The 25,280-nt window shown below is 65.1% G+C and carries 29 protein-coding genes and 2 tRNA genes; 17 read left to right on the top strand and 14 right to left on the bottom strand.

The genetic code is table 11. The features are described 5' to 3' along the window. Positions 1 to 66: 66 nt before the first annotated feature. From L810_RS04875 to L810_RS04890, 6 genes are all read left to right on the top strand, one after another. On the top strand, positions 67 to 330 hold the full coding sequence (locus L810_RS04875) for a hypothetical protein (protein WP_011885651.1): 264 nt from the start codon (positions 67 to 69) through the stop codon (positions 328 to 330). A gap of 346 nt (positions 331 to 676) precedes the next feature. After that, a complete protein-coding gene (locus L810_RS46890; protein ID WP_257008797.1) occupies positions 677 to 976 on the top strand; it encodes a hypothetical protein in 300 nt (99 codons plus the stop codon). Beyond that, entirely contained in the window at positions 969 to 1,181 is a 213-nt protein-coding gene (locus tag L810_RS44660; protein WP_081712796.1) for a hypothetical protein, read from the top strand. Before L810_RS46890 ends, L810_RS44660 begins: the two co-directional genes overlap by 8 nt. Continuing rightward, a complete protein-coding gene (locus L810_RS04880) occupies positions 1,174 to 1,575 on the top strand; it encodes a hypothetical protein (RefSeq protein ID WP_042973247.1) in 402 nt (133 codons plus the stop codon). The genes L810_RS44660 and L810_RS04880 overlap by 8 nt, the downstream gene beginning before the upstream one ends. Next, on the top strand, positions 1,575 to 2,477 hold the full coding sequence (locus L810_RS04885; protein ID WP_021157257.1) for a PriCT-2 domain-containing protein: 903 nt from the start codon (positions 1,575 to 1,577) through the stop codon (positions 2,475 to 2,477). The genes L810_RS04880 and L810_RS04885 overlap by 1 nt, the downstream gene beginning before the upstream one ends. Beyond that, positions 2,474 to 2,998, top strand: a complete 525-nt coding sequence (locus L810_RS04890) for an excisionase (protein WP_042973250.1) — start codon at positions 2,474 to 2,476, stop codon at positions 2,996 to 2,998. Before L810_RS04885 ends, L810_RS04890 begins: the two co-directional genes overlap by 4 nt. A 246-nt stretch (positions 2,999 to 3,244) precedes the next feature. Here the strand turns inward: L810_RS04890 and L810_RS04895 are convergent. Both L810_RS04895 and L810_RS04900 read right to left on the bottom strand, forming a co-directional pair. After that, a tRNA-Arg gene (locus tag L810_RS04895) sits at positions 3,245 to 3,321 on the bottom strand. 181 nt (positions 3,322 to 3,502) lie between these two features. Next, complete coding sequence (locus tag L810_RS04900; RefSeq protein WP_021157259.1) at positions 3,503 to 4,333, bottom strand: undecaprenyl-diphosphate phosphatase; 831 nt, start codon at positions 4,331 to 4,333, stop codon at positions 3,503 to 3,505. A gap of 478 nt (positions 4,334 to 4,811) precedes the next feature. On the opposite strand from L810_RS04900, the gene L810_RS04905 reads away from it, so the two are divergent. The 5 genes from L810_RS04905 to L810_RS04925 all read left to right on the top strand — a co-directional run bounded on the left by L810_RS04905 (position 4,812) and on the right by L810_RS04925 (position 10,333). Further along, positions 4,812 to 5,723, top strand: a complete 912-nt coding sequence (locus L810_RS04905) for an aldose epimerase family protein (RefSeq protein ID WP_021157260.1) — start codon at positions 4,812 to 4,814, stop codon at positions 5,721 to 5,723. 141 nt (positions 5,724 to 5,864) lie between these two features. Further along, a complete protein-coding gene (locus L810_RS04910; protein ID WP_021157261.1) occupies positions 5,865 to 6,566 on the top strand; it encodes a peptidoglycan DD-metalloendopeptidase family protein in 702 nt (233 codons plus the stop codon). Positions 6,567 to 6,934: 368 nt separating this feature from the next. Further along, positions 6,935 to 8,554: an acyl-CoA synthetase gene (locus tag L810_RS04915; RefSeq protein ID WP_021157263.1), complete on the top strand. Its 1,620-nt coding sequence runs from the start codon at positions 6,935 to 6,937 to the stop codon at positions 8,552 to 8,554. A 76-nt stretch (positions 8,555 to 8,630) separates the two neighbouring features. Further along, entirely contained in the window at positions 8,631 to 8,954 is a 324-nt protein-coding gene (locus L810_RS04920) for a DUF2288 domain-containing protein (protein ID WP_027787860.1), read from the top strand. A gap of 8 nt (positions 8,955 to 8,962) precedes the next feature. Then, the gene (locus tag L810_RS04925; RefSeq protein ID WP_042973253.1) at positions 8,963 to 10,333 is read left to right on the top strand and encodes an MATE family efflux transporter; all 1,371 of its coding nucleotides are present in this window, start codon (positions 8,963 to 8,965) and stop codon (positions 10,331 to 10,333) included. 59 nt (positions 10,334 to 10,392) lie between these two features. Here L810_RS04925 and L810_RS48335 read toward each other — a convergent pair whose 3' ends face one another. After that, entirely contained in the window at positions 10,393 to 10,569 is a 177-nt protein-coding gene (locus L810_RS48335; protein ID WP_021157264.1) for a hypothetical protein, read from the bottom strand. 136 nt (positions 10,570 to 10,705) lie between these two features. On the opposite strand from L810_RS48335, the gene L810_RS48340 reads away from it, so the two are divergent. Beyond that, the gene (locus L810_RS48340) at positions 10,706 to 10,876 is read left to right on the top strand and encodes a hypothetical protein (RefSeq protein WP_021157265.1); all 171 of its coding nucleotides are present in this window, start codon (positions 10,706 to 10,708) and stop codon (positions 10,874 to 10,876) included. A gap of 209 nt (positions 10,877 to 11,085) precedes the next feature. Here the strand turns inward: L810_RS48340 and L810_RS04930 are convergent, their stop codons facing one another. After that, positions 11,086 to 11,892 carry a GNAT family N-acetyltransferase gene (locus L810_RS04930; RefSeq protein WP_021157266.1) on the bottom strand — a complete coding sequence of 269 codons (807 nt, stop codon included), beginning with the start codon at positions 11,890 to 11,892 and terminating at the stop codon, positions 11,086 to 11,088. 170 nt (positions 11,893 to 12,062) lie between these two features. Beyond that, on the bottom strand, positions 12,063 to 12,524 hold the full coding sequence (gene sixA / locus L810_RS04935) for a phosphohistidine phosphatase SixA (protein WP_042973255.1): 462 nt from the start codon (positions 12,522 to 12,524) through the stop codon (positions 12,063 to 12,065). 161 nt (positions 12,525 to 12,685) lie between these two features. Between sixA and L810_RS04940 the strand changes: the two genes are divergently transcribed. Further along, positions 12,686 to 12,762: transfer RNA gene (locus L810_RS04940), tRNA-Pro, on the top strand. Positions 12,763 to 12,859: 97 nt separating this feature from the next. Here L810_RS04940 and L810_RS04945 read toward each other — a convergent pair. Then, a complete protein-coding gene (locus L810_RS04945; RefSeq protein WP_021157267.1) occupies positions 12,860 to 13,435 on the bottom strand; it encodes a hypothetical protein in 576 nt (191 codons plus the stop codon). A gap of 156 nt (positions 13,436 to 13,591) precedes the next feature. Between L810_RS04945 and L810_RS04950 the strand changes: the two genes are divergently transcribed. The 3 genes from L810_RS04950 to L810_RS04960 all read left to right on the top strand — a co-directional run bounded on the left by L810_RS04950 (position 13,592) and on the right by L810_RS04960 (position 15,006). Next, a complete protein-coding gene (locus tag L810_RS04950) occupies positions 13,592 to 13,915 on the top strand; it encodes a hypothetical protein (protein WP_021157268.1) in 324 nt (107 codons plus the stop codon). A gap of 40 nt (positions 13,916 to 13,955) precedes the next feature. After that, positions 13,956 to 14,393, top strand: a complete 438-nt coding sequence (locus L810_RS04955) for a DUF3592 domain-containing protein (RefSeq protein WP_081057918.1) — start codon at positions 13,956 to 13,958, stop codon at positions 14,391 to 14,393. 178 nt (positions 14,394 to 14,571) lie between these two features. Next, entirely contained in the window at positions 14,572 to 15,006 is a 435-nt protein-coding gene (locus L810_RS04960; protein WP_027787865.1) for a hypothetical protein, read from the top strand. 76 nt (positions 15,007 to 15,082) lie between these two features. On the opposite strand, the gene ppx is transcribed toward L810_RS04960, so the two are convergent. Further along, complete coding sequence (gene ppx, locus L810_RS04965; RefSeq protein WP_042973258.1) at positions 15,083 to 16,597, bottom strand: exopolyphosphatase; 1,515 nt, start codon at positions 16,595 to 16,597, stop codon at positions 15,083 to 15,085. 278 nt (positions 16,598 to 16,875) lie between these two features. Between ppx and ppk1 the strand changes: the two genes are divergently transcribed. Beyond that, positions 16,876 to 18,939: a polyphosphate kinase 1 gene (ppk1, locus tag L810_RS04970; RefSeq protein WP_021157273.1), complete on the top strand. Its 2,064-nt coding sequence runs from the start codon at positions 16,876 to 16,878 to the stop codon at positions 18,937 to 18,939. 127 nt (positions 18,940 to 19,066) lie between these two features. Here the strand turns inward: ppk1 and phoR are convergent, their stop codons facing one another. The 7 genes from phoR to pstS form a co-directional block, all read right to left on the bottom strand. Then, on the bottom strand, positions 19,067 to 20,386 hold the full coding sequence (gene phoR / locus L810_RS04975; RefSeq protein ID WP_021157274.1) for a phosphate regulon sensor histidine kinase PhoR: 1,320 nt from the start codon (positions 20,384 to 20,386) through the stop codon (positions 19,067 to 19,069). 57 nt (positions 20,387 to 20,443) lie between these two features. Continuing rightward, complete coding sequence (phoB, locus tag L810_RS04980) at positions 20,444 to 21,145, bottom strand: phosphate regulon transcriptional regulator PhoB (protein WP_027787869.1); 702 nt, start codon at positions 21,143 to 21,145, stop codon at positions 20,444 to 20,446. Between the two features lie 31 nt (positions 21,146 to 21,176). After that, positions 21,177 to 21,881 carry a phosphate signaling complex protein PhoU gene (gene phoU / locus L810_RS04985; RefSeq protein WP_021157276.1) on the bottom strand — a complete coding sequence of 235 codons (705 nt, stop codon included), beginning with the start codon at positions 21,879 to 21,881 and terminating at the stop codon, positions 21,177 to 21,179. Positions 21,882 to 21,899: 18 nt separating this feature from the next. After that, entirely contained in the window at positions 21,900 to 22,748 is an 849-nt protein-coding gene (pstB, locus tag L810_RS04990) for a phosphate ABC transporter ATP-binding protein PstB (protein ID WP_021157277.1), read from the bottom strand. 15 nt (positions 22,749 to 22,763) lie between these two features. Beyond that, positions 22,764 to 23,657 carry a phosphate ABC transporter permease PstA gene (gene pstA, locus L810_RS04995; RefSeq protein WP_021157278.1) on the bottom strand — a complete coding sequence of 298 codons (894 nt, stop codon included), beginning with the start codon at positions 23,655 to 23,657 and terminating at the stop codon, positions 22,764 to 22,766. Further along, complete coding sequence (gene pstC / locus L810_RS05000; RefSeq protein WP_021157279.1) at positions 23,654 to 24,640, bottom strand: phosphate ABC transporter permease PstC; 987 nt, start codon at positions 24,638 to 24,640, stop codon at positions 23,654 to 23,656. Before pstC ends, pstA begins: the two co-directional genes overlap by 4 nt. A 94-nt stretch (positions 24,641 to 24,734) precedes the next feature. Further along, a partial coding sequence (gene pstS / locus L810_RS05005; protein WP_042973261.1) for a phosphate ABC transporter substrate-binding protein PstS occupies positions 24,735 to 25,280 on the bottom strand: 546 nt, incomplete at its 5' end.

A 25,280-nucleotide genomic window follows, 5' to 3' on the forward strand; every position in this document is an offset into this window, starting at 1 on the left:
CCACAGCCGAGAGGATCCGAAAAATGACGCACCCGTTCTGGGAGGCCTTGTGCCGCCCTATCTCCCATGCGATATACCCCACCGACTCCCAGCGATCTGGAGCAGTTGAAGCAAACCCTGCAGCTCAGCAGCGCGCAGATGGCGGATCTGTTCGGCGTGCAGGGTGGGCGGCAATGGCGGAAGTACACGGGCGGAGAGGCTCCACGCGAAGTCAGTCCGCACATTTTGTTCTTCGCGATGGCTCGGCTCGAGCTGGATGCGAAGACGCTCGACCGGATCTTGAATCGGATGCGCGACGTCGGCGCGACGATCGAGCTGGACAGCGAGTAACTGTCGGCGGCACGTTCGCTGCCTCTGCCCGGAATGCCCTCACCCGGTCGGCTGACCCATTCGACCTTATCCCGAACGCCTGGCGCACCGGTCGGCAAGCAAAACCGACGCTGACCGTCAGCCCGGATCTGTTTGCGATTGCCGGCACCCGTGCTGCTGAACACTGGCTGGCGACTCATCCCACGTTGTACCCGAACCAATGGTGTCGGTCGACGTTCGACAATCTCGTCGCCGGCCTCGGCCGTATCCCCGCCTACGCAGATTGCCTCGCGGCTTTCGAACGCTCGTTCAAGCGCCGCATCGATGCTGCCTCCCACACCGACCGTAAAGCTACGGAGGTGAGCGCATGACCTCGTCAATTCTCGAAATTGTCCGCGCATCGCTGCGCGATTCGGCGAGCGTCGAGCAGGCCCATGCCGCCGGCCTGCAATTTCCCCTCTTCGTTCGTGCTGGATCTCGAGCAGCTGAGCTTTGGCTCGGGCAGTCAGCGCGGAGCATGGCCGATTTCCGTGACCACCGCTTCGCGTACCTGTTGGCCGGCCTGGCACTGGCACCGTCCGATGAGGACCGCCGTACAGCATTCAATGCCGCCTTCGCACGCCGCATTGCTTCAGCAATCGTTCATGGAGAGGTGTCACATGGCTAACGTGGACCGAGTACATCCGGCAGCACCGTTTGCATCATCAGTCATCCAGCAACTCGAGCAACTCGAAGCAATGTTCCATGCGATCCGCAGTGAGCTCGAATCCGACTGCTACGCGTATCAATTGGCAAATCTGGGGCAAGAGATTGCAAGCGGCTACGTAGCCGCGATGGGGAAAATCGCACAGACGGAGGTTCACCATGTCTAAGCGGCAACCTGACGCAGCTGGATTGCTCGCATTTTTTTGGGGGCGGTTGGATACGAATACGGCGTCCGACGAAGATCTGATGTATCTGTCCGGGGCGGCAGACGAAGCAGCAAACGCGGCCTTCAAACTCAGCGCACACATCGCTGACGTTGCCGGCCTAATTGACGGCGACCGCGGCATCGATGGCAAGCCGCAATGTGGATCTCTTCAAGATGCAGATCAGACAGCATTGCTCTATCGCATCTCCGACGAGGTCGAGGCGATCGCACGCATGGCCCACATCGGAAGCGAATCAGAATCCATTTTGCGCTTTCGACTGATGGAAAAACTCGAGACCAGCAATTCCCGTCGTATCCGGACCGCTGAGCAGTCCTCAACGCTCGAGGAGGTTTGATGGGCGTTTATGCAGACGAAAAACGCATCCGCGCGGCACTAAGCCATGTACCGGCGGGTGATCGCGACACTTGGGTCCAGATGGGCATGGCTATCAAGGCCGAGCTCGGCGAAGCCGGGTTCGATTTGTGGGACGACTGGTCACGTTCTGCATCGAGCTACAGCGAGGCCGATGCGAAATCGGTCTGGAAATCGTTTCGCTCAGGCGGAATCACGATCGCCAGCCTGTTCAAGCGAGCGATCGAGCATGGCTACCGTGAAAGCGCACCCACGACCGCGCTATCGGCCGACGAGCGCGAGCGCCGCCGAGTTGAACGCGATCGCGAAGCGGCTGCCGCGGCCGAGCTCCGCCAACACGCCCAGGCTGACGCGGCCGCCAATGCACGCAACCTCTGGGAGAGGGCCGAGACCGTTCGCGCGGATCACGCCTACGTCCGCGCGAAGCGGATCAAGTCATACGGAGCGAAGCAACTGCGCGATCAGCTCGTCGTCCTGCTGCAGGACATTGACGGCGAGCACCACTCCGCGCAATACATCCAGGCGGATGGTCACAAGACCTTCCAGACAGGCGGCCGAATCAGCGGGTGCTTCGTTGCGGTCAGTGCCGGAGTCAAGCCGAATGGCAAGGCACCGCTGCTGATCTGCGAGGGCTATGCGACGGCCTGCTCACTTCACGAAGCAACTGGCTACCCCGTCGCTGCGGCTATGAGCGCCGGCAACCTGCCGAACGTCGCGCGCGCCTGGCGCGAAAAACATCCTAAGCTGCCCATCGTGCTCTGTGCGGATGACGACACGGAGACGGCCGGTAATCCGGGCATGAGCAAGGCAACCGAGGCAGCGCGCGCGATCGGCGCTTTAGGATTGTTGCTCGAACGAACCCTCGCGAGCCGGCATTCGATATGACCGAAACCCAGGAGCATCATGAGTGGCTTCCGCTCGAGGACGCCGCGCGAAAGATGAAACTGTCGCCGAACCCTATCCGCTCCAAAATAAGGAACGGCAGGCTCATTCGAGGCGTCCACTTCCGCGTCCCCAAGCGCGGCGAAATTGAAATCGACATCCGGGCATACGTTGAACTGCTCGCTCTTGAGAAAGCGGAGCGCAAGCTACCGCTCATTGAGCGCATACACAGAAGTGAGGACCGCGAGCGCGTCGCGATGAATCAGTTAGCGTCGACGAGAACACCGGCCGCTCCCGCCAGGCAAAGCGAGGAAACTCAAAAGCTCGTTCCTCTCCGTGTATGGGCCGAGATGGTGTTTGGGGAATATGCCCCAGGCATAGCGACGCTTCGAGCATGGTGCAAAAGCGGAAAGATCCGGCCGGCGCCGCGAAAAGTCGGTGCGGGCTACTTCTGCAGCCCGACGGCGCGCTATTACGACTACGAAGCCGAGCGGCTCGATCTCATCTATGGTGATTCGTTCTAGCGGCATGCGCTAAGTGGTCCATCCGGCGCCACTTCATCAGATGGTGAGTTCTTAGGTGGTTGATCAACCAAATACCCATCAAACCCTTGTCGCGCAATGCCGATTAGCGGACACCGCTGAATCCACCTCAGGTTTGCCGACCGACGGCCGCGGCCGGAGTGACCAAACCGGGTTACATGATGGTTACATGAATTGAATCCGGAAAATGATACCCCGGCAGAAATCGCTGTAAGCCATTGATTTTATTGGCCCGCCCTACACGACTCGAACGTGTGACCTACGGCTTAGAAGGCCGTTGCTCTATCCAGCTGAGCTAAGGGCGGTCGGGGAGAAAAGACACGGCCAGCACGAGCCGCATCTGACGCAAAACTTCGAGCACCGGCAAACCCGGCAAACCCACAAACCAGACTCGAAGCCCCGAAACAAAACGGGCCCGGCATGAAGCCGAGCCCGAAATTATACCCGATCATCGCGTCACATCATGCGAGACCGGCCAACGCAGCCTCAAACCGGCTGCGGGTGCAGCATGAACCAGCCGAGGCAGAACACACCGGCGATCACGCAATACACGCCGAACGAAGCCAGCCGGCCACGCCCCTCGAAATAGCGCATCAGGAACCGCACGCTCAGGTACGCGGCGATCGCCGTCAGCACGCCGCCGAGCAGCGCATCGGCGAGCTGGTCGCGCGCATGGAACAGCTTCGGCAGTTCAAGCACGCCCGCCGCGAAGATGATCGGCGTACCGAGCAGGAACGAGAATTCCGCGGCCTTCTCCGCCGTCAGGCCCGCCGCATTGCCGGCGATCATCGTCAGCCCGCTGCGCGAGAAGCCCGGAATCAGCGCGCCGATCTGCGCGAGACCCACGAAGAACGCCTGCTTGAATGTCATCTTTTCGGGCGCCTGATGCGCGCGGCTACGCTGGATGCGATCGCCGAGCCACAGCAGCACGCCGTTCACGATCAGCGCGATCGCGACGATCCGCAGGTCGTGGAACACGCGTTCGATGCGCTTCTCGAGAAGCAGCCCGACGATGCCGGTCGGGATCGTACCGATGATGAGCGCCCACATCAGGTGCCCGTCGTCGTTCTTGCGGCCGCCGAGCTGCGCGAAAAAGCCGCCGATCAGCGCGATCCAGCGCGCGCGGAAATACCACAGCAGCGCCAGCGCGGTGCCGAGGTGGAGCGCAACGAGGAACGGCAGCAGTTGCGGCGCGTGCTTGTCGATGTGCATGCCGAACAGCGCCGGCACGAGCAGCGTATGGCCAAGGCTGCTGACGGGAAAGAGTTCGGTGACGCCCTGCAGGACGCTCAGGAATACCAGAAACCAGAGACTCACGCGTCGGTCCTTTTAATGAAGATTGAGCGGAAAGAGAAGCGGACGACGCGATGCGCGTCCGAAAAAACGCGCCCCGATTATGCCGAGCCCGGATTACTGCGCCAAGGCATTTGGCGGGATATTGCGGCAATGCACACAAACGCTTGCAACCTGTAAGCGCCCAGAAAGCAAAAAGCCCGCCATTTGCATGGCGGGCCTTTCGATTTCGGCAGGAATTGCCGTCAGCGGCCGAGCTGATAGAAAAATAATACCGTGCTGCCCGTGAACATGCCGAACAGTGCGAGTCCCATTGCCATCGCCAGATCCATGGCCCCCTCCACGAAGTGTCATGACCCGGCAACCTCACCGGTTTAGAGGCATTATCCCGACCGTTGACGGTCTTAAAAACTCGCGATTTCCCGAGAAGGGTTTTCCCCAAGCCGCCACGGCCCGATAATGGAGCGCGCCGTTCCCGTTCACCCGCCCAACCCGATTCGCCATGCCGACCTTCCAGCAACACGACATTCACAAACTTCACGCCGGCCCGTCGCTCGTCCGGGTCGCTCCGCAATTCGGCGGCCGCCTGCTGTCATGGGATGTCGATGGCGAACCGGTCATCTTCTGGCCGGAAACGGCCGACTGGAGCAACCTCGCGCGCGTGCGCGGCGGCAACCCGCTGCTGTTCCCGTTCCTCGGCCGTCACCGCGTCGACGGCGAGCTCGGCCGCTGGCGCGACGCCGCCGGCGTGGTGCGCGACCTGCCGATGCACGGCTTCGCGCGCGACCTGCCGTTCGCCGCGCACCCGTCGGCCGACGGCGCCGCGTTGTCGATGACGCTCGACGCGACCGACGCACTGCGCACGAGCTACCCGTTCGACTTCCGGTTCGAAACGACCTACCGGCTGGCCGACTCGCACACGCTCGAAGTCGCGCTGACGACGACCAATCGCGGCGACACACCGCTGCCCTACTACGCCGGTCACCATTTCTATTTCGCGTTGCCGCACGGCGAACGCGCAGAAACCACGCTCGAACTGCCGCCCACGCATCGCCGCGCGCAGCAGCCGGACGGTTCGATCAGCCCGCCCGAGCCGGGCGAAGCGCGCTATCGCCTCGACAACCCGGAGATCCTCGACCGCTTCCACTGCCTCGACGGCGTGCCGGCCACGCCGGTGCGCATCGTGATGCCCGGCCGGCGCCGCACGATCGAGATCGCGCTCGACGTGCCGGGCTCGATCCCGTGGTATGCGGTCACGACCTGGACCGAAAAGCCGGATTCCGACTTCTATTGCGTCGAACCGTGGCTCGGCCTGCCGGATGCGATCCACAACGGCCTCGGGCTGCGCATGCTCGCGCCGGGCGCGACCGAAACGGCCACGCTCCGGATTCGCGTCCTCCCGCTCGCCGGCTGAGACGTGGGACGAGACGCCTGCCGAACCGGCGCCCGACGGCCCCGGCAACGGCACAAACTGCGGTGCGCGGGTCGAACCCGTTAAAATCGGACGTTTTGTGTTGCCTGCCGCGTCACGAGCGGCAGGGTCTTGCGAGGTTCAATGTTCGGAACAACAACGAAGCGACTCTTCGCAGCCGCCTGCGCCGCCCTGCTCGTCGCGTGCGGCTCCGCGCCCGTCGGCCCCGGGTTCTATCGCGTCGAGCGCGGCGATACGCTCTACAAGATCGCGCGCGACAACCGCACGTCGGTGTCGAACATCGTGCGCTGGAACCAGATGACGAACCCCGACGCGATCGAAGTCGGCCAGGTGCTGCGCGTCGCGCCGCCGCCCGGCACGACCACCGCATCGACGCCGTCGACCACCGGCACCGGCAGTGCCGGCCGGGCCCGCCCCACGCCTTCCGCACCGGTTGAATCGGCCGTCAAGCCGGCCACGAGCATCGCGCTGATCTGGCCGGCGGCCGGCAACGTGGTCCGCACGTTCGACGGCTCGAAATCGAAGGGAATCGACATCGCGAACTCGCCGGGCACGCCGGTAGTTGCGGCCGCGCCGGGTGTGGTGGTCTACGCGGGTAACGGGCTGCGCGGCTACGGCAACCTGATCATCCTCAAGCACAACGCCGACTACCTGACCGCCTACGCACACAACCGTGCGCTGCTGGTGAAGGAAGGCCAGTCGGTCACGCAGGGGCAATCGATCGCCGAGATGGGCAACAGCGACAGCGATCGCGTCGCGCTGCATTTCGAATTGCGCTACGGCGGCCGGTCGATCGACCCGTCGCGCTACCTGCCGGCGCGCTGAGCGCCCGACGGACGACACGCGATGCCGGCACGCATCGCGTGTCGTCGCGGTGAAAATCGGGAAAGGTGATGTCAGCGCTTGCGCAGACGTCCGGTGAAACGGCCGGACAACGGATCGACGCGACAGGCGAACGCTACCAGCACGCCGATTCCGATCAGGCTGAACCCCGCAGCTATCAGAAGCAAATCCATGGTCACACACTGATTTTTAGGTGATCTTATGCGTCATTGCGGAATCGTGCACTGAGCCGCAGCAATTGGACGAGTGCGAGGATTCCCTACCCTCAGGCGTCATTGTGGATTCCCCTGCGTGAAACCCTGATGTAATCCGTTCGCCCGACACCACGCCGCCACCCAGGAGACACTGCGATGCTGCCCGCCACCGACCGCTACGACGACCTGCTCTCCCGCTTCGCGTGGGACGTTCCGGCCCGCTACAACATCGGCGTGGACGTCTGCGACAAATGGGCGGACGGCAGCGGACGCCTCGCGCTGATCCACGAAACGGCGCAAGGCGACGTGTCCCGCATCACGTTCGACGACCTGAGGAATGCCTCTAACCGGCTCGCGAACAGCTTCGTGCGCGCCGGCCTGCGGCGCGGCGACCGCATCGGCATCTTTCTCGCGCAGGGCCCGGAAACGGCCATCGCGCACCTCGCCGCGTACAAGCTCGGCGCCATCGCGGTGCCGCTCTTCACGTTGTTCGGCGTCGACGCGCTCGAATACCGGCTCGCGAACAGCGAGGCGGCCGCGCTCGTTACCGACGCGGCCGGCTACGCGAAAATCGCATCGCTGCGCGCGCAGCTGCCGGCACTGCACACCATCTACTGCATCGGCGACGATGCGCCCGACTCTCCCGGCGTGCTGCGCTACGACGCGGCGCTCGCCGCCGAGACGCCCGACTTCGTGCCGGCCGATACGGCCGCCGACGATCCGGCGCTCATCATCTATACGTCCGGCACGACGGGCAAGCCGAAAGGGGCGCTGCACGCGCATCGCGTGTTGCCGGGCCACCTGCCGGGCGTCGAGATGTCGCAGCAGTGCTTCCCGCGCGACGCGCGCCTGTTCTGGACACCCGCCGACTGGGCATGGATCGGCGGCCTGCTCGACGTGCTGCTGCCGTCGTGGCATCACGGCGTGCCCGTGCTCGCCCGCCACTTCGAGAAATTCGACGGCGACGCCGCGTTCGCGCTGATGGCCCGGCACGGCGTCACCCACGCGTTCCTGCCGCCCACCGCGCTGAAGCTGATGCGCACCGTCCAGGCACCGCGCGAACGCTACGCGCTGTCGCTGAAATCGGTCGCGAGCGGCGGGGAGACGCTCGGCACGGAACTGACGGCCTGGGGACGCGACGCGCTCGGCGTGACGATCAACGAGTTCTACGGGCAAACCGAGTGCAACATGGTGCTGTCGTCGTGCGCGGCGCTGTTCGATGCGCGGCCCGGCGCAATCGGCAAGGCGGTGCCCGGCCATGCGGTCGCGATCGTCGACGCGGACGGCACGCCGCTGCCGCCCGGCGTCGAAGGGCGCATCGCGGTGCGACGCCCCGATCCGGTGATGTTCCTCGAATACTGGCGCAACGCCGACGCGACCCGCGACAAGTTCGCGGGCGACTACCTGCTCACCGGCGATACAGGCATGATCGACGCCGACGGTTTCGTCCGCTTCGTCGGCCGCGACGACGACGTGATCACGAGCGCCGGCTACCGGATCGGCCCGGGCCCGATCGAGGACTGCCTGCTCACGCATCCGGCGGTGCGGATGGCGGCCGTCGTCGGCGTGCCCGACGCGACGCGCACCGAGATCGTCAAGGCGTTCGTCGTGCTGAATCCCGGTCACGCCGGCGACGAAGCGCTCGTTCAGGCACTGCAGGCGCACGTGCGCACACGCCTCGCCGCCCACGAGTATCCGCGTGCGATCGCGTTCGTCGACAGCCTGCCGATGACCGCGACCGGCAAGATCGTGCGCCGCGCGCTGCGCGACGCATAAGCGGGCCGCCACCCGCGCCGCCCGCCCGGCCGGATGGTTTATAGTGGCGCCACCACGCAGTCTTTCCAAGAAAACGATGTCCTCTGATCACCACGCCGCCGCGGGCGCGTCGCACAGCCCGCTCTACGCCAAACTCCTCGGCGAAACCGCCAAGATCGACTGGTGCGATCTCGAACGCTTCTTCGCGCAGGGCAAGCTGCTGTCCGTTGCGCGCGACCTCGATCTCGTCAGCGTCGCGGAGGCGGTTGCCGACGATGACGCCGAACAGGTCACGCGCTGGCTGTCCGCGGGCCTCGTCGCGCGCATGCCGGCCGAAACCGCCGCCGATTACGCGGCGCGCAACCCGGAGCTGTGGGCAGTCGTCGTCTCGCCGTGGGTCTGCGTGCAGGAACGCGCCTGACGCGTCCCATGTCCGAATCCGCGTTACCGCACGGGGCCGGCACGGGCTCGGCCACCGTCACGCACCGGCGCGTCCTCGCGCTCGCGTTTCCGATCGTCCTGGCGAACCTGACCCAGCCGATCCTCGGCGCCGTCGACACGGCCGTCGCCGGCCACCTCGACGGCACGCAGTATCTCGGCGGCGTCGCGCTCGGCGGGCTGTTCTTCAATTTCGTGTTCTGGGGATTCGGCTTCCTGCGAATGGGGACGACCGGTCTCGTCGCGCAGGCGCACGGTGCCGGCGACGCCGCCGGGATCCGCCTGAACGTGCTGCGCGCGTTGATCGTCGCGTTCGCGCTCGGCGCCGCGGTGCTGGCACTGCAGGTGCCGCTGCTGTCGTTTGCGCTGTCGGCGCTCGGCGGCAGCGATGCCGTCCGCGCGACGGCGCTGTCCTACAGCCACGCACGGATCTGGAGCGCACCGTTCGCGCTCGCGAACTACGTCGTGCTCGGCTACCTGCTCGGTGTGCAGCGCGTGCGGCTCGCGCTCGTCGCGCAGGTGTTCATCAATGCGGTCAACATCGGCGCCGTGCTGCTCTACGTGTATGGCTTCGGCTGGGGCATTGCCGGCATCGGCGCCGCGACGGCCACGGCAGACGCATGCGGCTTCGCGCTCGGCGCATGGATGCTGTGGCGGCTGCGGCCGCGCGGCCTTGCGCCGATCGCGGTACGTGCACTCGCCGACCGCGTCGCACTCAAGCGGCTGATCGCGCTCAATCGCGACATCTTCCTGCGCACGCTGTGCCTGCTCGGCGCATTCGGCTGGTTCGCACACCTCGGTGCGAAACAGGGCGATGCGACGCTCGCGGCAAACGCGCTGCTGCTGAATTTCCAGACGTTCATGGCGTACGGCCTCGACGGCTTCGCGCATGCGGCCGAGGCACTCGTCGGCGCGGCGGCCGGCGCACGCGACCGCAGTGCCTTCCGGCAGGCCGTGCGCGTCACCCTGCTCTGGTCGGCGCTCGGCGCGCTGCTGTTCGCGCTGGTGTACTGGGCCGCCGGCGGCTGGATCGTCGCGCGCCTGACCAACCAGGCCGAGATCCGCGAGGTTGCGCTGCGCTACCTGCCGTGGGCCGCGATTTCGCCGATCGTGTCGGTCTGGGGCTTCCTGCTCGACGGCGTCTTCATCGGTGCCACGCAGACACAATCGCTGATGCGCGCAATGGTCGCGTCGCTGTCGATCTTCGTTGTCGCCACACTCGCCGCCGTCGGCACCTTCGGCAATCACGGCCTCTGGTTCGCGCTGCTGCTGTTCATGGCCGCGCGCGGCGCGACGCTGGCGCGCTACCTGCCGGGGCTGTTCCGGCGCATCGGCACCGATACACCCGCGGCCCGCGCCTGACGGCACGCCGAACCGGCCCTGGGCGGCCCGAAGCGCCCCTGAGCCGCCTTGAACAGCCGTTACTGCACGGGTTTGGGCGGCGGCGCATCGAGCATCGTCGGCGGCGTCATGTCGGTCGGCACGCCGTGATAGTCGGCCGGATCTTCCGGCGGATGGCCGCGACGGGCCTGATGAGGATCGCTGGTACAGGCGGCGAGAAAAGCTGCGGCCAGCACGGCCAGCATGAAACGGGTCATCAGGTAGGGCTCCGGAAATCGGCGCGCCCATCGCACGCCGGGACCGCGCCGAGTCTAGCGGAAATCCTGCGTCGGAGTCGCGCCGCGCATGTCCTAATATGTACGCATGGCGCTGTGCCGTGGAAAGGAGGCTGCCATGTCGTCTGAGGAAATTGCCGGCCTGATCGGCCTGTTCATCGGCCTGATGGTGTTCGTCGCCCTGTCGTTCTTCGAGTCGCGCGAATACAAGCGCAGCCATGGCGGCGAAGGGATCGTCCATCACTGGATGGCTGAACACCACCTGCTCGACTGGCGGCGCAAGCACTAAGCGCGCCGCTGCCGTCCGGCCCGCCCCTGGGCCGTTCGCGAACGTGCCGTCCCACGGCACGCCGGTGATCGCGTATCGCCGAAATTAACGGGGCCCGATTCACACACGTTGATCAGATGGACGAACGCCGTCGCGCGGCTCATGCCGCGCGACGGCGTTCGCATGCACGCGCCCGAACCAGCAGGCGGGCGCGACGCGGGTCAGACGGCTCAGCCCAGGAAGTGGCGGGCGTAGCGCGCGTTGATGTCGGACAGACGGAACAGCGTCAGGAAATCCGCGCAGTTGAAGTCGGGATCCCAGGCCGGCGCACCGCAGATCTTCGCGCCGAGACGCAGGTAACCCTTGATCAGCGGCGGCGGTGCCACGACGGTGCCCGTCTGCAATTCGTCGACCGGCAGGGCCGTATGCGGGAACGCACGATACTCGGGCGCCGTCAGCGAACCTGCCGACAGCGACTGATACAGGTTCGCCGCGTAGTGACCGCCGTCGGCCATCGACACGCTCGCGCAGCCGAGCATCGTCTCGTAGCCGTTCTGCATCATGTACGTGCCGAGACCGCCCCACAGCGCCATGATGACGGCGCCGCTGCGGTAGTCGCTGTGCACGCACGAGCGGCCGACCTCGACCATCTTGCCGCGCAGGTGCGTGAGGCGCGACAGGTCGAATTCGCCTTCGGCGTACAGGCGGCCGACACGCGCCGCCTGGTGCGGCGGCAGCACGCGATACGTGCCGACGACCTTCAGGGTGTCGAGATCGCGAACCAGCAGGTGGTCGCAGTACGCATCGAACGGATCGACGTCGAGACCGGAGGGGCCGCTGACCTGCGCGCCCATCTCTTCGGCGAACACGCTGTAACGCAGGCGCTGGGCTTCGCGCAATTCGTCTTCCGTACGCGCCCACGCGGCGCGCAGGCGATACTCCGATGTGACGGTTTCAGCAGCGCGCGGCAGGAGGCGCCGCGACGTGTCGAGGGGCAGCGAGGCAAAAGGGAGCGTAGGCGTCGGCAGTTCTCGCATTAGGCTTTCCTGATCGTAAGGAATAGGACGACATGCCCGCCAATGTAGTAATCGGCCGTGACCGTTATGTGGCACGACCGTGTCCTTTCAATGACGTGTCGCCGAATTGACTTTAGCAGAAAGCTTGCGAAACCGTATGACGAAACCCTTCAAAGCGCTTCAGGCGGGCCTCACACCAGGTCGGGCGTCAATACTGCCCGCAGCACGGCCTGCCGGCTGCCGTCGCGCGTGCGGCTCGCGAGCCATACGATTCCGCCCTTCTTGACGCTCCAGCTGTCGTCGCCGCCGGCGATCAGTTGCGCGGCGACACTGCCGAGCGTCGGCTGGTGGCCGACGATCACGACCGTCGGCGCGATGCCGTCCGGCCAGCCGGCCGCCGCCAGCACGTCGTCGACGCTGCCGCCCGGCGCGAGCGCATCGACCGTCCGGTACTGGTCGGTCAGCGCCTCGACGGTCTGCACGGTGCGGGCCGCCGGGCTTGCGAGGATCACGGTGTTCGTCTCGAGCCGGCCACGCAGCCACTTGGCCATCGCCTGGGCGTCCTTGCGGCCGCGGACGGTCAACTGCCGCGCGAGATCGCTCGTCGCGTAGTCTTCGGCTTCGGCGTGGCGCCACAGGATCAGGTTCATCATGATGTTCTCCTTGCTTCGGCGAGCGGCCCCGCGCCCATGCGTGCGGGCCGGCCGATTACCGTGCGAATTGTCGCAAATTGCGGCTCGTTCGCCGCCGCGGCATTTACCCGCATATAGGGATTGACCGGATCAGCCATTCAAAGATAGAATCTTTGGCTCGTCGGAGCGTAGCGCAGCCTGGTAGCGCATCTGATTTGGGATCAGAGGGTCGAAGGTTCGAATCCTTTCGCTCCGACCACCGGAATCAAGGGGTTACAACACTTAGTGTTGTAACCCCTTTTCCATTTCTGGCCCGTGAAAGATCCCGGGCAACCGCCGCATTTCGCGCCACGTAGTCACTCGATCCGTACGAGATCACGCGTCGCGACCGGCAGTCGATCGACCGGTGCGCTTTCGGTCAGCCGCCCTTCGGAATATCGATAAACCAGATACTTCCCGTCCGTCTCGCCGCCTTCGTTGGGGATGATCACCCACATCGCCCGACGCCCCGAATACAGCCACCGCGGAAGCGCCTTCTCCGCGAAATAGATCCGCTCTTCGACATGCGTGACCGGATTCAGCCGGATCGCGACGCCCTTCAGGTAAGGCGATCCGTAGTTCAGTACGAAGACGAGGGTACTGCCGACGCACCTCGACAACGCAATCCTGCCCACGAAATCGGTCTCCGGCATGTCAAGGAACGCACGCCCGGTCTTGTGCCCCCGCCGCACGAACAGTGCATCGCCGTCCGCCCCATGCGAGCGGGCCTCGAGCGCAATGCGGCTCCCGTCCGCCAGCGGACAGGAAAGCACCTGACGCAGGACACCGGCCTCGTCGATTCCCGGCGTCGCGCCGAACGTCGCTGTCGCCACCGATAAAAGACCGACGGCAAGCGCTCTCAATCGACCTTTACCGGTCAGTTGCGTCGCCAATCGACTCATCGAGGTGCAGCATCGCGGGTTATCCACTTCGGTACGCTCGCACGAATCACCTTTTCCAGGAACCAACCGGCACATCAACAGGGCCAACTCGAACCCGTAGCGGTACCATTATCAGCGCCCCATTGCCAGACCGGAGTTTCGTCAACCATGCCGACATCCCTGTCGTCCCTGCAACTGCCCGAAGGCCTCGGCACCATCGGGAATCTGGCTGTCGAGTTCGTCGAGGATGAACGGAAAACGTACGAGATGTGGATGCTCGAAACGGACCTACCCTTCGACGAAGCCGTGTCGCGGTTGTCGGCCTTCGTGAAGCGCCATTTCGGCGGCGACGAGCAGGCTTCGTCCGCCGACCGCTTCGGCTTCCGCAGTTGGGCGGCTTCCTGGTCCCGCGAGAGACAGGAAATCTCGGCCCAGCTCACCGGCACCGACGACGGCAGCTCGGGTTACCTCCGCAATGCGTACCACGCGTGAATGAACCCACTTGCCGCCCCCGACACCATCCGAACCTCGCATGACAGCCTCCTCGACTGATCGCCCGGCAAAACCGGCGATGAATATCGCGACCGTCATCGCCATGATCATCGGCGCCGCCGTACTCGCTTTCTGCGTCGTGCAGGCCTACCGGACGACGGTCTTCCTTTCGCATGCCTCTCGAGCGCCCGGTGTAGTCGTCAAGTCGAGCGGACACCCGACCATACGCTTCGAAACAGCCCTGGGCCAGCGCATCGAGTTCGTGCAGAACGGCGGCATGGACGGTCCGCCCGGAACCGTCGTGCAGGTCGCGTACGACCCTGCCGCGCCTGCGGAAACGGCCCGGGCCGCCACGTTCCTCTCGATATGGGGCGGTGTGCTGTGGGGATTGCCGGCAGGCCTCGGCTTTCTGGTCCTGCCGCTGTTCGGCGCACGGTTCGTGCTCACCGGACGGTACGGGAACGCGATAAGCCGTTGAGCGGCGACGCACGGATTCATGCGATGCCCGGGCATTCGCGGCACGTCCGGACGCTTTCATCGTCGGTCACGCTTGCAAAGGTCACGAATCGAACGAGGTGGCCGGCCTCGCTGCCGCAACCCGGATACGACACTTCCGGGAACACGCGATAATGCGCGTGGACAACCTGCATCCGCGCATGACAAACAACATTCTCAAGACCGCCCTGTGCGCATCGCTGCTCGCGCTTGCGACCGCCGGCACCGCATCGGCCAAGGCACTCGACGACGCACTCGACTGCCACTCGACCGGGCACAAGTTCGTCGCGCCGCTGCTCGCCGCCGGCGATATCCAGTCGGAGCCGATGCACGTCGAATCGAACTCGGTCAACGCATTCCGCACGAGCCACTCGCTGACCGCATACGGCTTCGGCGTCTACGTCGTGCTCGGCTACCAGGCGAACGACCCGATCTTCCGCACCGGCGACGGCACGCCGATCGGCGACTGGGCCTATGGCGTCGTGGTGCGCGGCACGAAAAGCGCGGTGGAGGAAGCCGTGCGCAAGGCCGGCAGCGACGCGACCGTCAGGCAGGCGTTTCCGTTCCTGACCGCGATCGTCTGCTCGTCGGACTGAGCGACCGTCAGGACGCTCATGCGGCAATCCTGAGGGCGGGCAACCTGCCGCCCGGCGCTGCCCCGCTGTCGGCCTTTTACGCGCCCGTATACACCACGCGATACGGGATTCCGACCTTCTCCCATTCCGCCGCCTCCTGGCTGAGGCTGTAGTCGGTCAGCGGGTTCTGCTCGACCCACGCGCTCGGCAGGCGCACTTCATACCCGCCCTTCTTCATCTGCGAGACGGAAATGTCGGGCAGCCCCGCGTCGGTTCGGCGCCGGCACAGCAGCGCCGCGAGCCGCAGGCAGAACAGCAGCGGCCACTCGACTTCGCGTGCCTGCGACAGCTTGCCGAGCTTGCCCGCATGTCCGAGCACGAGCGCGGCGAGCCGCGCCTGGTCGGTGCGCGAAAAACCCGGCATGTCCGCGTTGCTCGCGATATAGGCCGAATGCTTGTGATACGCGCTGTGCGAGATCGACAGGCCGATCTCGTGCAACGCGGCCGCCCAGCCGAGGAACATCCGTCCTTCCTCGTGCGCTTCGTCGTCGCCTTCCTCGAGTTCGTCGTAGAAACGCCCCGCCAGCGCGCCGATCCGCTCGGCCTGCGCACGATCGACACCGTAGCGGCGCGTAAAGCCCTCGACGGTCACCGCGCGCATGTCCTCGTGCTGCGTCCGGCCGAGCAGGTCGTACAGCACCCCTAGGCGCAGCGCGCCGTCGGTCGTATCGACGTAGTCGACGCCAAGCTCCTCGAACACCGCGAGCATGATCGCGAGGCCGCCCGCGAGCACCGGTACGCGGTCGGGCTTCAGCGCGATCAGCTTCAGCCGGTTGACGTTCTCCGACTTGATCAGCGCACGCTTCAGGCGCTCGAGGCCGCCGCGCGAAATGCCGTGCGTGATGCCCGGATCGTTGAAGCCGTTCGCCTCGACGAGTTCCGCGAGCGCGCGCGCGGTGCCGGACGAGCCGATCGCCTGGTCCCAGCCGGCCTTCTTGTACTCGCTCGAAATGATCTGGATCTCGCGCTTGGCCGCGAGTTCGGCCTGCCGCATCGTGTATTCATCGACGTTGCCGGCGGGGAAGAAGGCGCGGCTGTGGCTCACGCAGCCGATATAGAGGCTCTCCATCACGATCGGCGTGTAGTGCGAGCCGATGATGAATTCGGTGGAGCCGCCGCCGATGTCGACGACGAGCCGCTTGCCGGCGCTCGCCGGCACCGAGTGCGCGGCGCCCGCGTAGATCAGGCGCGCTTCTTCACGGCCTGCAATCACTTCGATCGGGAAACCGAGCGCCGCTTCCGCCTCGCCGAGAAACTCGCCCGCGTTCTTCGCGACGCGCAGCGTGTTGGTGGCCACCGCGCGCACATGATCGGGATGGAAATCGCGCAGGCGCTCGCCGAACCGCTTGAGCGCCTCCCAGCCGCGCTCCTGCGACGCGCGATCGAGCATCTTGTCGCTCGACAGGCCCGCGGCCAGCCGGACGGGCTCGCGCAGCGCATCGACGGGATAGATCTGGCTGCCCGCCGGCGTTTCCTCGACACGTCCGACGATCAGCCGGAAGCTGTTCGAGCCGAGATCCACGGCAGCCAGCAAGTGGGGGGTTGTAACCATCAGAAGGGGCTCCGTGCGCGTTCGCCCGCGGCGGCCGGTGCGACAGCCCTGGGCGATCAATCAAAGGCGACATTTTAAGCGTGGAACGCTTGCCGTTGCCACGCTTCACGGGCATGCATACCGCTCGTTTGCATATCGTCGAAACATTTATGGGACGAAACGATTAAAGCGTAGAATTTCCCGATATAAATACATCACTGTCATCAGCACGTCATCGTACCGTGAGAGTTTCCGAGCGTCCTTTCGAATCATCGTCTGAATCACCCCCAACTCTGCCGATGTCCGTCCGTTATCCGCTTCTCAATCGTGAACTCGGCATCCTCGGTTTCAACGAGCGCGTGCTGGCCCAGGCAGCCGATCCGCAAGTCCCGTTGCTCGAGCGCCTCCGCTTCATCTGCATCACCAGCAGCAACCTCGACGAATTCTTCGAAGTCCGCATGGCCGGCCTTCAGGAGCAGATCCGCGACAACCCCGGCGCCCTGACGCCCGACGGAATGTCGTTACAACATGCTTACGATCTCGTGGTCGAACGCGCGCAGCGGCTCGTCCATCGACAGTACACGATGTTGCACGAAACCGTGCTGCCCGCGCTCGAGCAGGAAGGCATCTACTTCCATGCGAGCGACACCTGGAACGACGAGCAGCTCGAATGGGCGCGGCACTACTTCCTCGACGAGCTGCTGCCCGTGCTGACGCCGATCGGTCTCGATCCCGCCCACCCGTTCCCGCGCGTGCTGAACAAGAGCCTGAACTTCGTCGTCGAGCTCGAAGGCCGCGACGCATTCGGCCGCCAGGCCGTGATGGGCATCGTGCAGGCGCCGCGCGCGCTGCCGCGCGTCGTACGCATGCCGCACGCGCTGTCGGGCTTCGAGCACGGCTTCGTGCTGCTGAGCTCGTTCATGCAGCGCTTCGTCGGCGAACTCTTCCCGCAACTCGTCGTGAAGAGCTGCAACCAGTTCCGTATCACGCGCAACAGCGAACTGTTCGTCGACGAAGACGAGATCACGAACCTGCGCGTCGCGCTGCAGGGCGAACTGCCCGCGCGCCACCTCGGCAACGCGGTGCGCCTCGAGGTGTCGGCCGACACGCCGCCGCACATCGTGCGACGCCTGCTCGACGAAAGCGAGCTCGGCGACAAGGATTGCTATCGCGTGGCCGGATCGGTGAACCTCGTGCGGCTGATGCAGATTCCCGATCTCGTCGATCGCCCCGACCTGAAGTTCACGCCGTTCACCGCGTCGACGCCCGCCGCGATCACGAACGCGCCGACGATGTTTGACGCGATCGACAACGGCGACATCCTGCTGCACCACCCGTACGAGAGCTTCCAGCCGGTGCTCGAACTGCTGCAGCAGGCCGCGAAGGACCCGAGCGTCGTCGCGATCAAGCAGACGATCTACCGCACCGGCACCGATTCGCCGCTGATGGACGCGCTGATGGAAGCCGCGCGCAACGGCAAGGAAGTGACCGTCGTCGTCGAACTGCTCGCGCGCTTCGACGAGGAAACCAACATCAACTGGGCGTCGCAGCTCGAGGCCGTCGGCGCGCATGTCGTGTACGGCGTGGTCGGCCACAAGTGCCACGCGAAGATGATGCTGATCGTGCGGCGCGTCGTGCAGGGCGGCAAGGCGTCGCTGCGCCGCTACGTGCACCTCGGCACCGGCAACTACCACCCGCGCACGGCACGCCTCTACACCGACTTCGGGCTGATGACGGCCGACCAGAAGATCTGCGAGGACGTCCATCACGTGTTCCAGCAACTGACCGGCATCGGCGGCGAACTCACGCTGCACGAGCTGTGGCAGTCGCCGTTCACGCTGCATCCGCGCATCATCGACTCGATCCGCGCGGAGATCGACAATGCGCGTGCCGGCAAGCGCGCGCGCGTCGTCGCGAAGATGAACGCATTGCTGGAACCGACGGTGATCGCGGCGCTGTACGAAGCGTCGCAGGCCGGCGTCAAGGTCGACCTGATCGTGCGCGGTGTCTGCGCGCTGAAGCCCGGCGTGCCGGGGCTGTCGGAAAACATCACCGTGCGCTCGATCGTCGGCCGCTTCCTCGAGCACCACCGGATCTACTATTTCCACGCGAACGGTGCCGAGGACGTCTATCTGTCGAGCGCCGACTGGATGGACCGCAACCTGTTCCGCCGCGTCGAAGTCGCGTTCCCGATCCGCGATCGCAAGCTCAAGCGGCGCGTGATCGCCGAAGGCCTGTCGGTGTGCCTTGGCGACAACCAGTCGGCATGGCAGATGCACAGCGACGGCCACTACCGCCGGCGCCGCGCCGGCAAGACGATCCGCAACGCGCAACTCGGGCTGCTCGCGAAGTTCTGCTCGTGAACCGGCAACGCGGCGCGAGTTGCACGCCGCGTCGCCAACGAAAAAGCGCAGCCCGCGGGCTGCGCTTTTTCGTTGCGGATCCGGCATGCCGCCGCTCGCCGGACGAGCGACGGATACCGTTACGCGATCATGCCTCGTACGTGGCCGGCCGGATCGCGATGACGCGCGAACCCGGGAACCGCGCAGTGAACGTGCTGCCGCGCCCTTCCTCGCTCTGCACGTACAGGTGTGCGTCGTGCCGCTGCAGCACGTGCTTGACGATCGCGAGCCCGAGCCCCGTGCCGCCCGTGTCGCGCGAACGGCTGCGGTCGACGCGATAGAAGCGTTCGGTGAGCCGCGGCAGGTCGGCGGCCGGAATGCCGAAGCCGCTGTCCGTGACGGAAAACACGCCTTGCGCGCCTTCGCGCCGCCACGTCACGACGATCTTCCCGCCTTCCGGCGTATAGCGGATCGCGTTCGTGACGAGGTTCGCGAATGCGCTGAACAGCTCCGTCTGCGCGCCGGTGACGCCGAGCGTCTCGTCGATCGAGAACGCGATGTCGTGATGCCCGTTCGACAGCGTCTGCGCATCCTCCTTCAGGTGATCGAACACGGCGCGCATGTCGATCGCGCGATCGACCGGCGGCTTGCTCTCGCCCTCCAGCTTCGCGAGCACCAGCAGGTCGGTCACGATGTGCCGCATCCGCGATGCCTGCTGCTCCATCATCTCGAGATAGCGCGCGCGGTCTTCCTCGTTCAGCGGCAGCTCGCGCATCGTCTCGAGAAAGCCCGACAGCACGGTGAGCGGCGTCTTCAGTTCGTGCGACACGTTCGCGACGAAGTCGCGCCGCATCGCGTCGGTCCGCTCGAGCTCGGTGATGTCCTGCGTGAGCAGCAGCTTGCGGTTCTCGCCGTACGGAAACACCTGCACTTCCAGCACGTTCTGCCGCGAGTCGCCCATGCCGCGCATCACGAGCGTCTCGTCGTAATGCTGCGCGTTCAGGTAGCGGACGAAATCGGGATGGCGTACCAGGTTGGTGATGTGCTGGCGCAGGTCGCGCTTCGCATCCAGGCCGAAATGGACCTCGGCGATCGCATTGCACCACTCGATCTGGTCGTGATCGTCGAGCATCGCGACGCCGTTCGGCGACGCCTGGATCGCCTGGATGAAGCGCGAATGCTGCTGCTCGACCTGCCGCACCTGCGCATGCCACTGCTTCGCGAGCTTGTGCAGACGATAGTAGATCTCGCCCCAGATGCCCGGCGCGCTCGGCACTTCACCGTAGACCGGCGCATCGAGCAGCCGCCACAGACGCTGCGTGTGAAAGGTACTGAAAAAGCCCTGCGCAACCAGCATCACGACCACGAACACGAGGCCCGCGGTCGGGCCGGCGAAAACGCCGACCAATACGCCGATCAGCACGAGCAGCACGAGCGACACCAGAAAGCGCGCCCAGATGATGTTCATGATTCAGCGCCCGAAAGAATGAACGGCTCGCCGTGGCACACGGCAGGCCCGGATACGTTACGCGTGCTTGGCGAGCCGGTAGCCGCTGCCGCGCACGGTCTCGATCATCGCATCGCAACCGGCCGGTTTCAAGGCCGCGCGCAATCGTTTGATGTGCACGTCGACGGTCCGCTCCTCGACGAACACGTGGTCGCCCCACACCTGGTCGAGCAGTTGCGTGCGACTGTGCACGCGCTCCGGATGCGTCATGAAGAAATGCAGCAGGCGGAACTCGGTCGGGCCGAGATCGAGCTTGATCTCGCTGCCTTCCGCATGCGCGGCGACGCGGTGCGTGGCCGGGTCGAGGCGCAGCCCGTTGATCGACACGACGTCCTCGGTCAGCTGCGGCGCACGGCGGCGCAGCACGGCCTTGATCCGCGCCATCAGTTCCTTCGGCGAGAACGGCTTCGTCACGTAGTCGTCCGCGCCGATTTCGAGGCCGAGCACCTTGTCCTGCTCGTCGCCGCGGGCGGTGAGCATGATGATCGGGATGTGTTTGGTCCGTTCGTTGTTGCGCAGGTCGCGCGCGAACGCGATGCCGGATTTGCCCGGCAGCATCCAGTCGAGCAGCACGAGATCGGGCAGCACGTCGCTGATCAGGTTCTGCGCCTGTTCGGCGTTGTACGCACGAATCGGGCAGTGACCGGCGTGCTGGAGATTCACCGAGATCAGTTCGGAAATCGCGGGCTCATCTTCAACGACGAGAATGTTGCTGGGCATCGGCACCTCTTTTTTCCCTGTACGGAGTCGATTAACTGTTGGCTTCGCGATCGAGCGTGTCGCGCGGCTGGTGCCGCACGTCCGTGCCCTTCACGATGTAGATGATGAATTCGGCGATGTTCTTCGCGTGGTCGCCGATCCGCTCGATCGCCTTCGCAATGAACAGGTATTCCAGGCCGACCGAGATCGTGCGCGGATCTTCCTGCATGTACGACACGAGCTTGCGCACGAACGCACGGAATTCCTGGTCGATCTCCTTGTCGTCCTTGACGATCTGCGCGGCGGCCACCGTATCGAGACGCGCGAACGCGTCGAGCGCGCGGCGCAGGATCGTCACGGCCATCTCGCCCGACACCTTGATCTCGGCGATGTTGACCGCACGCGCGGCCGGCTCGTCGACCAGGCGGCGCACGCGCTTCGCGATCTTCTCGGCCTCGTCGCCGGCGCGCTCGAGGTTCGTAATCGTTTTCGAAATCGACATCAAAAGGCGCAGGTCCCGCGCGGCGGGCTGTCTCCGCGCGATGATGTTGCCGCACTCCTGGTCGATGTCGACTTCCATCGCGTTCAGCGTTTCCTCGGCCGCGATCACCTTCTCGGCCGTATCGCGATCGAACTCGTTCAGTGCGTGCATCGCGCCGACGATCTGCGACTCGACGAGCCCGCCCATTTCCAGCACTTTCGACGACACGGCATTGAGGTCCGCGTCGAACTGGCTCGACAGATGTTTATCCGACATGGCTGTTGTTCTCCGTCATCAGCCGAAACGGCCGGTGATGTAGTCTTCCGTTTCCTTGCGCACCGGCTTGATGAAGATCTTTTCGGTCTCGCCGAATTCGATCAGCTCGCCCAGGTACATGTAGGCCGTGTAATCCGAGCAGCGCGCCGCCTGCTGCATGTTGTGCGTGACGATCACGACCGTGTAGTCGCTCTTCAGCTCCGCGATCAGCTCCTCGATGCGGCCCGTCGAGATCGGGTCGAGCGCCGAGCACGGTTCGTCGAGCAGCAGCACTTCCGGACGGATCGCGATGCCGCGCGCGATGCACAGACGCTGCTGCTGGCCGCCCGAGAGGCCGTAGCCGCTCTGGCTCAGCTTGTCCTTCACTTCGTTCCACAGCGCGGCCTTCGTGAGCGCCCACTCGACGCGGTCGTCCATTTCCGAGCGCGTGAGCTTTTCGAACATCTTCACGCCGAACGCGATGTTGTCGTAGATCGACATCGGGAACGGGGTCGGCTTCTGGAACACCATGCCGATACGTGCGCGCAGCAGCGAGATGTCGCGCTTCGTCGTCAGCAGGTTCTCGCCGTCCATCAGGATTTCGCCTTCGGCGCGCTGCTCCGGATAGAGCGCGAACATCTTGTTGAACGTGCGCAGCAGCGTCGACTTGCCGCAGCCCGACGGGCCGATGAACGCCGTCACCTTCCCTTCGGGAATGCGCAGGTTGATGTTCTTCAGCGCGTGGAACTTGTTGTAGAAGAAGTTGAGGTTGTTGACCTCGATCTTCGCGTTCAGCGGCGCGAGCGGGCGATCGTTCGCCGCGTCATGCGTGCCGGCCGGCGCAGCGGTGCGCTCGACGGGATTCAGGTGGCTCTCTGCCATATTCATCGGATTGCTCCGCCGTTACTTTTTCGAGAAGATCGAGCGCGCCAGGACGTTGAGTCCGAGCACCCCGAGCGTAATCAGGAACACGCCCGCCCATGCGAGCGACTGCCACTCCGCGAACGGGCTCATCGCGAACTTGTAGATCGTGACGGGCAGGTTCGCCATCGGCTGGCTCATGTCCCACGAGAAGAACTGGTTCGACAGTGCGGTGAACAGCAACGGCGCCGTTTCGCCGGCAATCCGCGCGACCGCGAGCAGCACGCCCGTCACGATCCCGCCGACCGATGCGCGCAGCGTGATCTTCAGCACCATGCGCCACTTCGGCGTACCGAGCGCGAAGGCCGCTTCGCGCAGCGCGTTCGGCACGAGCTTCAGCATGTTCTCCGTCGTGCGGATCACGATCGGGATCTGCAGCAGCGCAAGCGCGATCACGCCGGCCCAGCCCGAGAAGCGCCCCGACTTCGCGACGACGATCGCATACACGAACAGGCCGATGACGATCGACGGCGCCGACAGCAGGATGTCGTTGATGAAGCGGATCGTGCTCGCCAGCAGGTTCTTCTGGCCGTACTCGGCGAGATAGACGCCTGCGAGGATGCCGATCGGCGTGCCGACCAGCGTGCCGAAACCGCACAGCAGCAGGCTGCCGACGATCGCGTTCGCGAGACCGCCGCCTTCCGTGTTCGGCGCCGGCGTCGATTCGGTGAACAGTTGCAGCGACAGGCCGCCGACGCCGAGATGCACCGTCGTGTAGAGAATCCACACGAGCCACAGCAGCCCGAAGGCCATCGCGCCGAGCGACGCGGTGAGCGCGATCGCGTTGACGGCCTTGCGCTTGCGCTGCAGGCGGTTGCGCATCGCGTCGAGCGCGGCGCCGTCCGGCCCCGGGAAATTCATGATGGGCTCGCTCATTTCTTGCCCTCTCCCTTCTCGAGACGAAGCAGCAGCAGTTTGGAGATGGACAGCACGATGAACGTGATCACGAACAGGATCAGGCCGAGTTCCATCAGCGCGGATGTGTGCAGGCCCGGCTGCGCTTCCGCGAATTCGTTCGCGAGCGCCGACGTGATGCTGTTGCCCGGCGCGAACAGCGACACGCTGTCGAGCAGGTTCGTGTTGCCGATCACGAAGGTCACGGCCATCGTTTCGCCGAGCGCGCGACCGAGGCCGAGCATCACGCCGCCGATCACGCCCGTCTTCGTGTAGGGCAGCACCACCTTCCACATCACTTCCCAGGTCGTGCAGCCGATCCCGTAGGCCGACTCCTTCAGCAGCACCGGCGTGACTTCGAACACGTCGCGCATCACCGATGCGATGTACGGGATGATCATGATCGCGAGGATCACGCCGGCTGCAAGGATGCCGATACCGATCGGCGGGCCGGCAGTCAGCGGGCCGAGCACCCAGACGTCCTTGAACAGGCGGCCGATCGGCTTCTGGAAGTATTCGGCGAAGATCGGCGCGAACACGAGCAGGCCCCACATGCCGTACACGATCGACGGAATCGCGGCGAGCAGCTCGATGGCGATACCGAGCGGGCGGCGCAGCCACACGGGCGACAGCTCGGTGAGGAACAGCGCGATGCCGAAGCTGACGGGCACCGCAATGACGAGCGCGATGACCGACGTCACGATCGTGCCGTAGATCGGCACGAGCGCGCCGTAGATGTCCGAGTTGGGATCCCACTCGGATTGCCACAGGAAGCCGAGGCCGAACTTCTGGATGGTCGGCATCGACGCAATGATCAGGGAAACGATGATCCCGCCCAGCAGCAGCAGGGTCACGATCGCGGCGAGCCGAGCAAGGCCGCCGAACAGGACATCCCCGAGACGGCTCGGCGCGCGCTGCTGCGCACTATCGGGCGACCGGGAGGACGTGTAAGAAATATCAGACATGGGTGCCTGCTTTTGATTGCCGGGCGCCGTAACGCCCGGCTTTACCGCACACACTGCCCGGCCGGCACGGCCGGGCAGCGAACCGCTGCAATGCTTACTCGGCGGCGACCGGCTTGCCCGAAGCGTCCGTCACCTTGACCTTCCACTGCTTGCGGATTTCCGCTTCGACTGCCGGCGGCAGCGAGATGTAGTCGAGGCTGTCAGCAGCCTTCTCGCCGTTCTTGAACGCCCAGCTGAAGAACTTCAGCGTTTCCGCGCCCTGCTCCGGCTTTTCCTGCTTCGCGTGCAGCAGCACGAACGTCGCGCCGACGACCGGCCATGCTTCCTTGCCCGGCTGGTTCGTCAGGATCTGGTAGAACGACTTCGACCAGTTCGCGCCCGCGGCAGCGGCCTTGAACGTTTCGGTCTTCGGCTCGACCACCGTGCCCGTCGAGTTCTTCAGGGCCGTGTAGATCATGTTGTTCTTCTTCGCGTACGCCCACTCGACGTAGCCGATCGCGCCCGGCAGGCGCTGCACGAAGGCCGCGACGCCGTCGTTGCCCTTGCCGCCCGTGCCCGTCGGCCAGTTGACCGTCGTGCCTTCGCCGATCTTCGACTTCCACTCGTCGTTGACCTTCGACAGGTAGTTCGTCCAGATGAA

It is taken from the genome of Burkholderia sp. AU4i (assembly GCF_000466765.1).
GTDB classification, from domain to species: domain Bacteria; phylum Pseudomonadota; class Gammaproteobacteria; order Burkholderiales; family Burkholderiaceae; genus Burkholderia; species Burkholderia cepacia.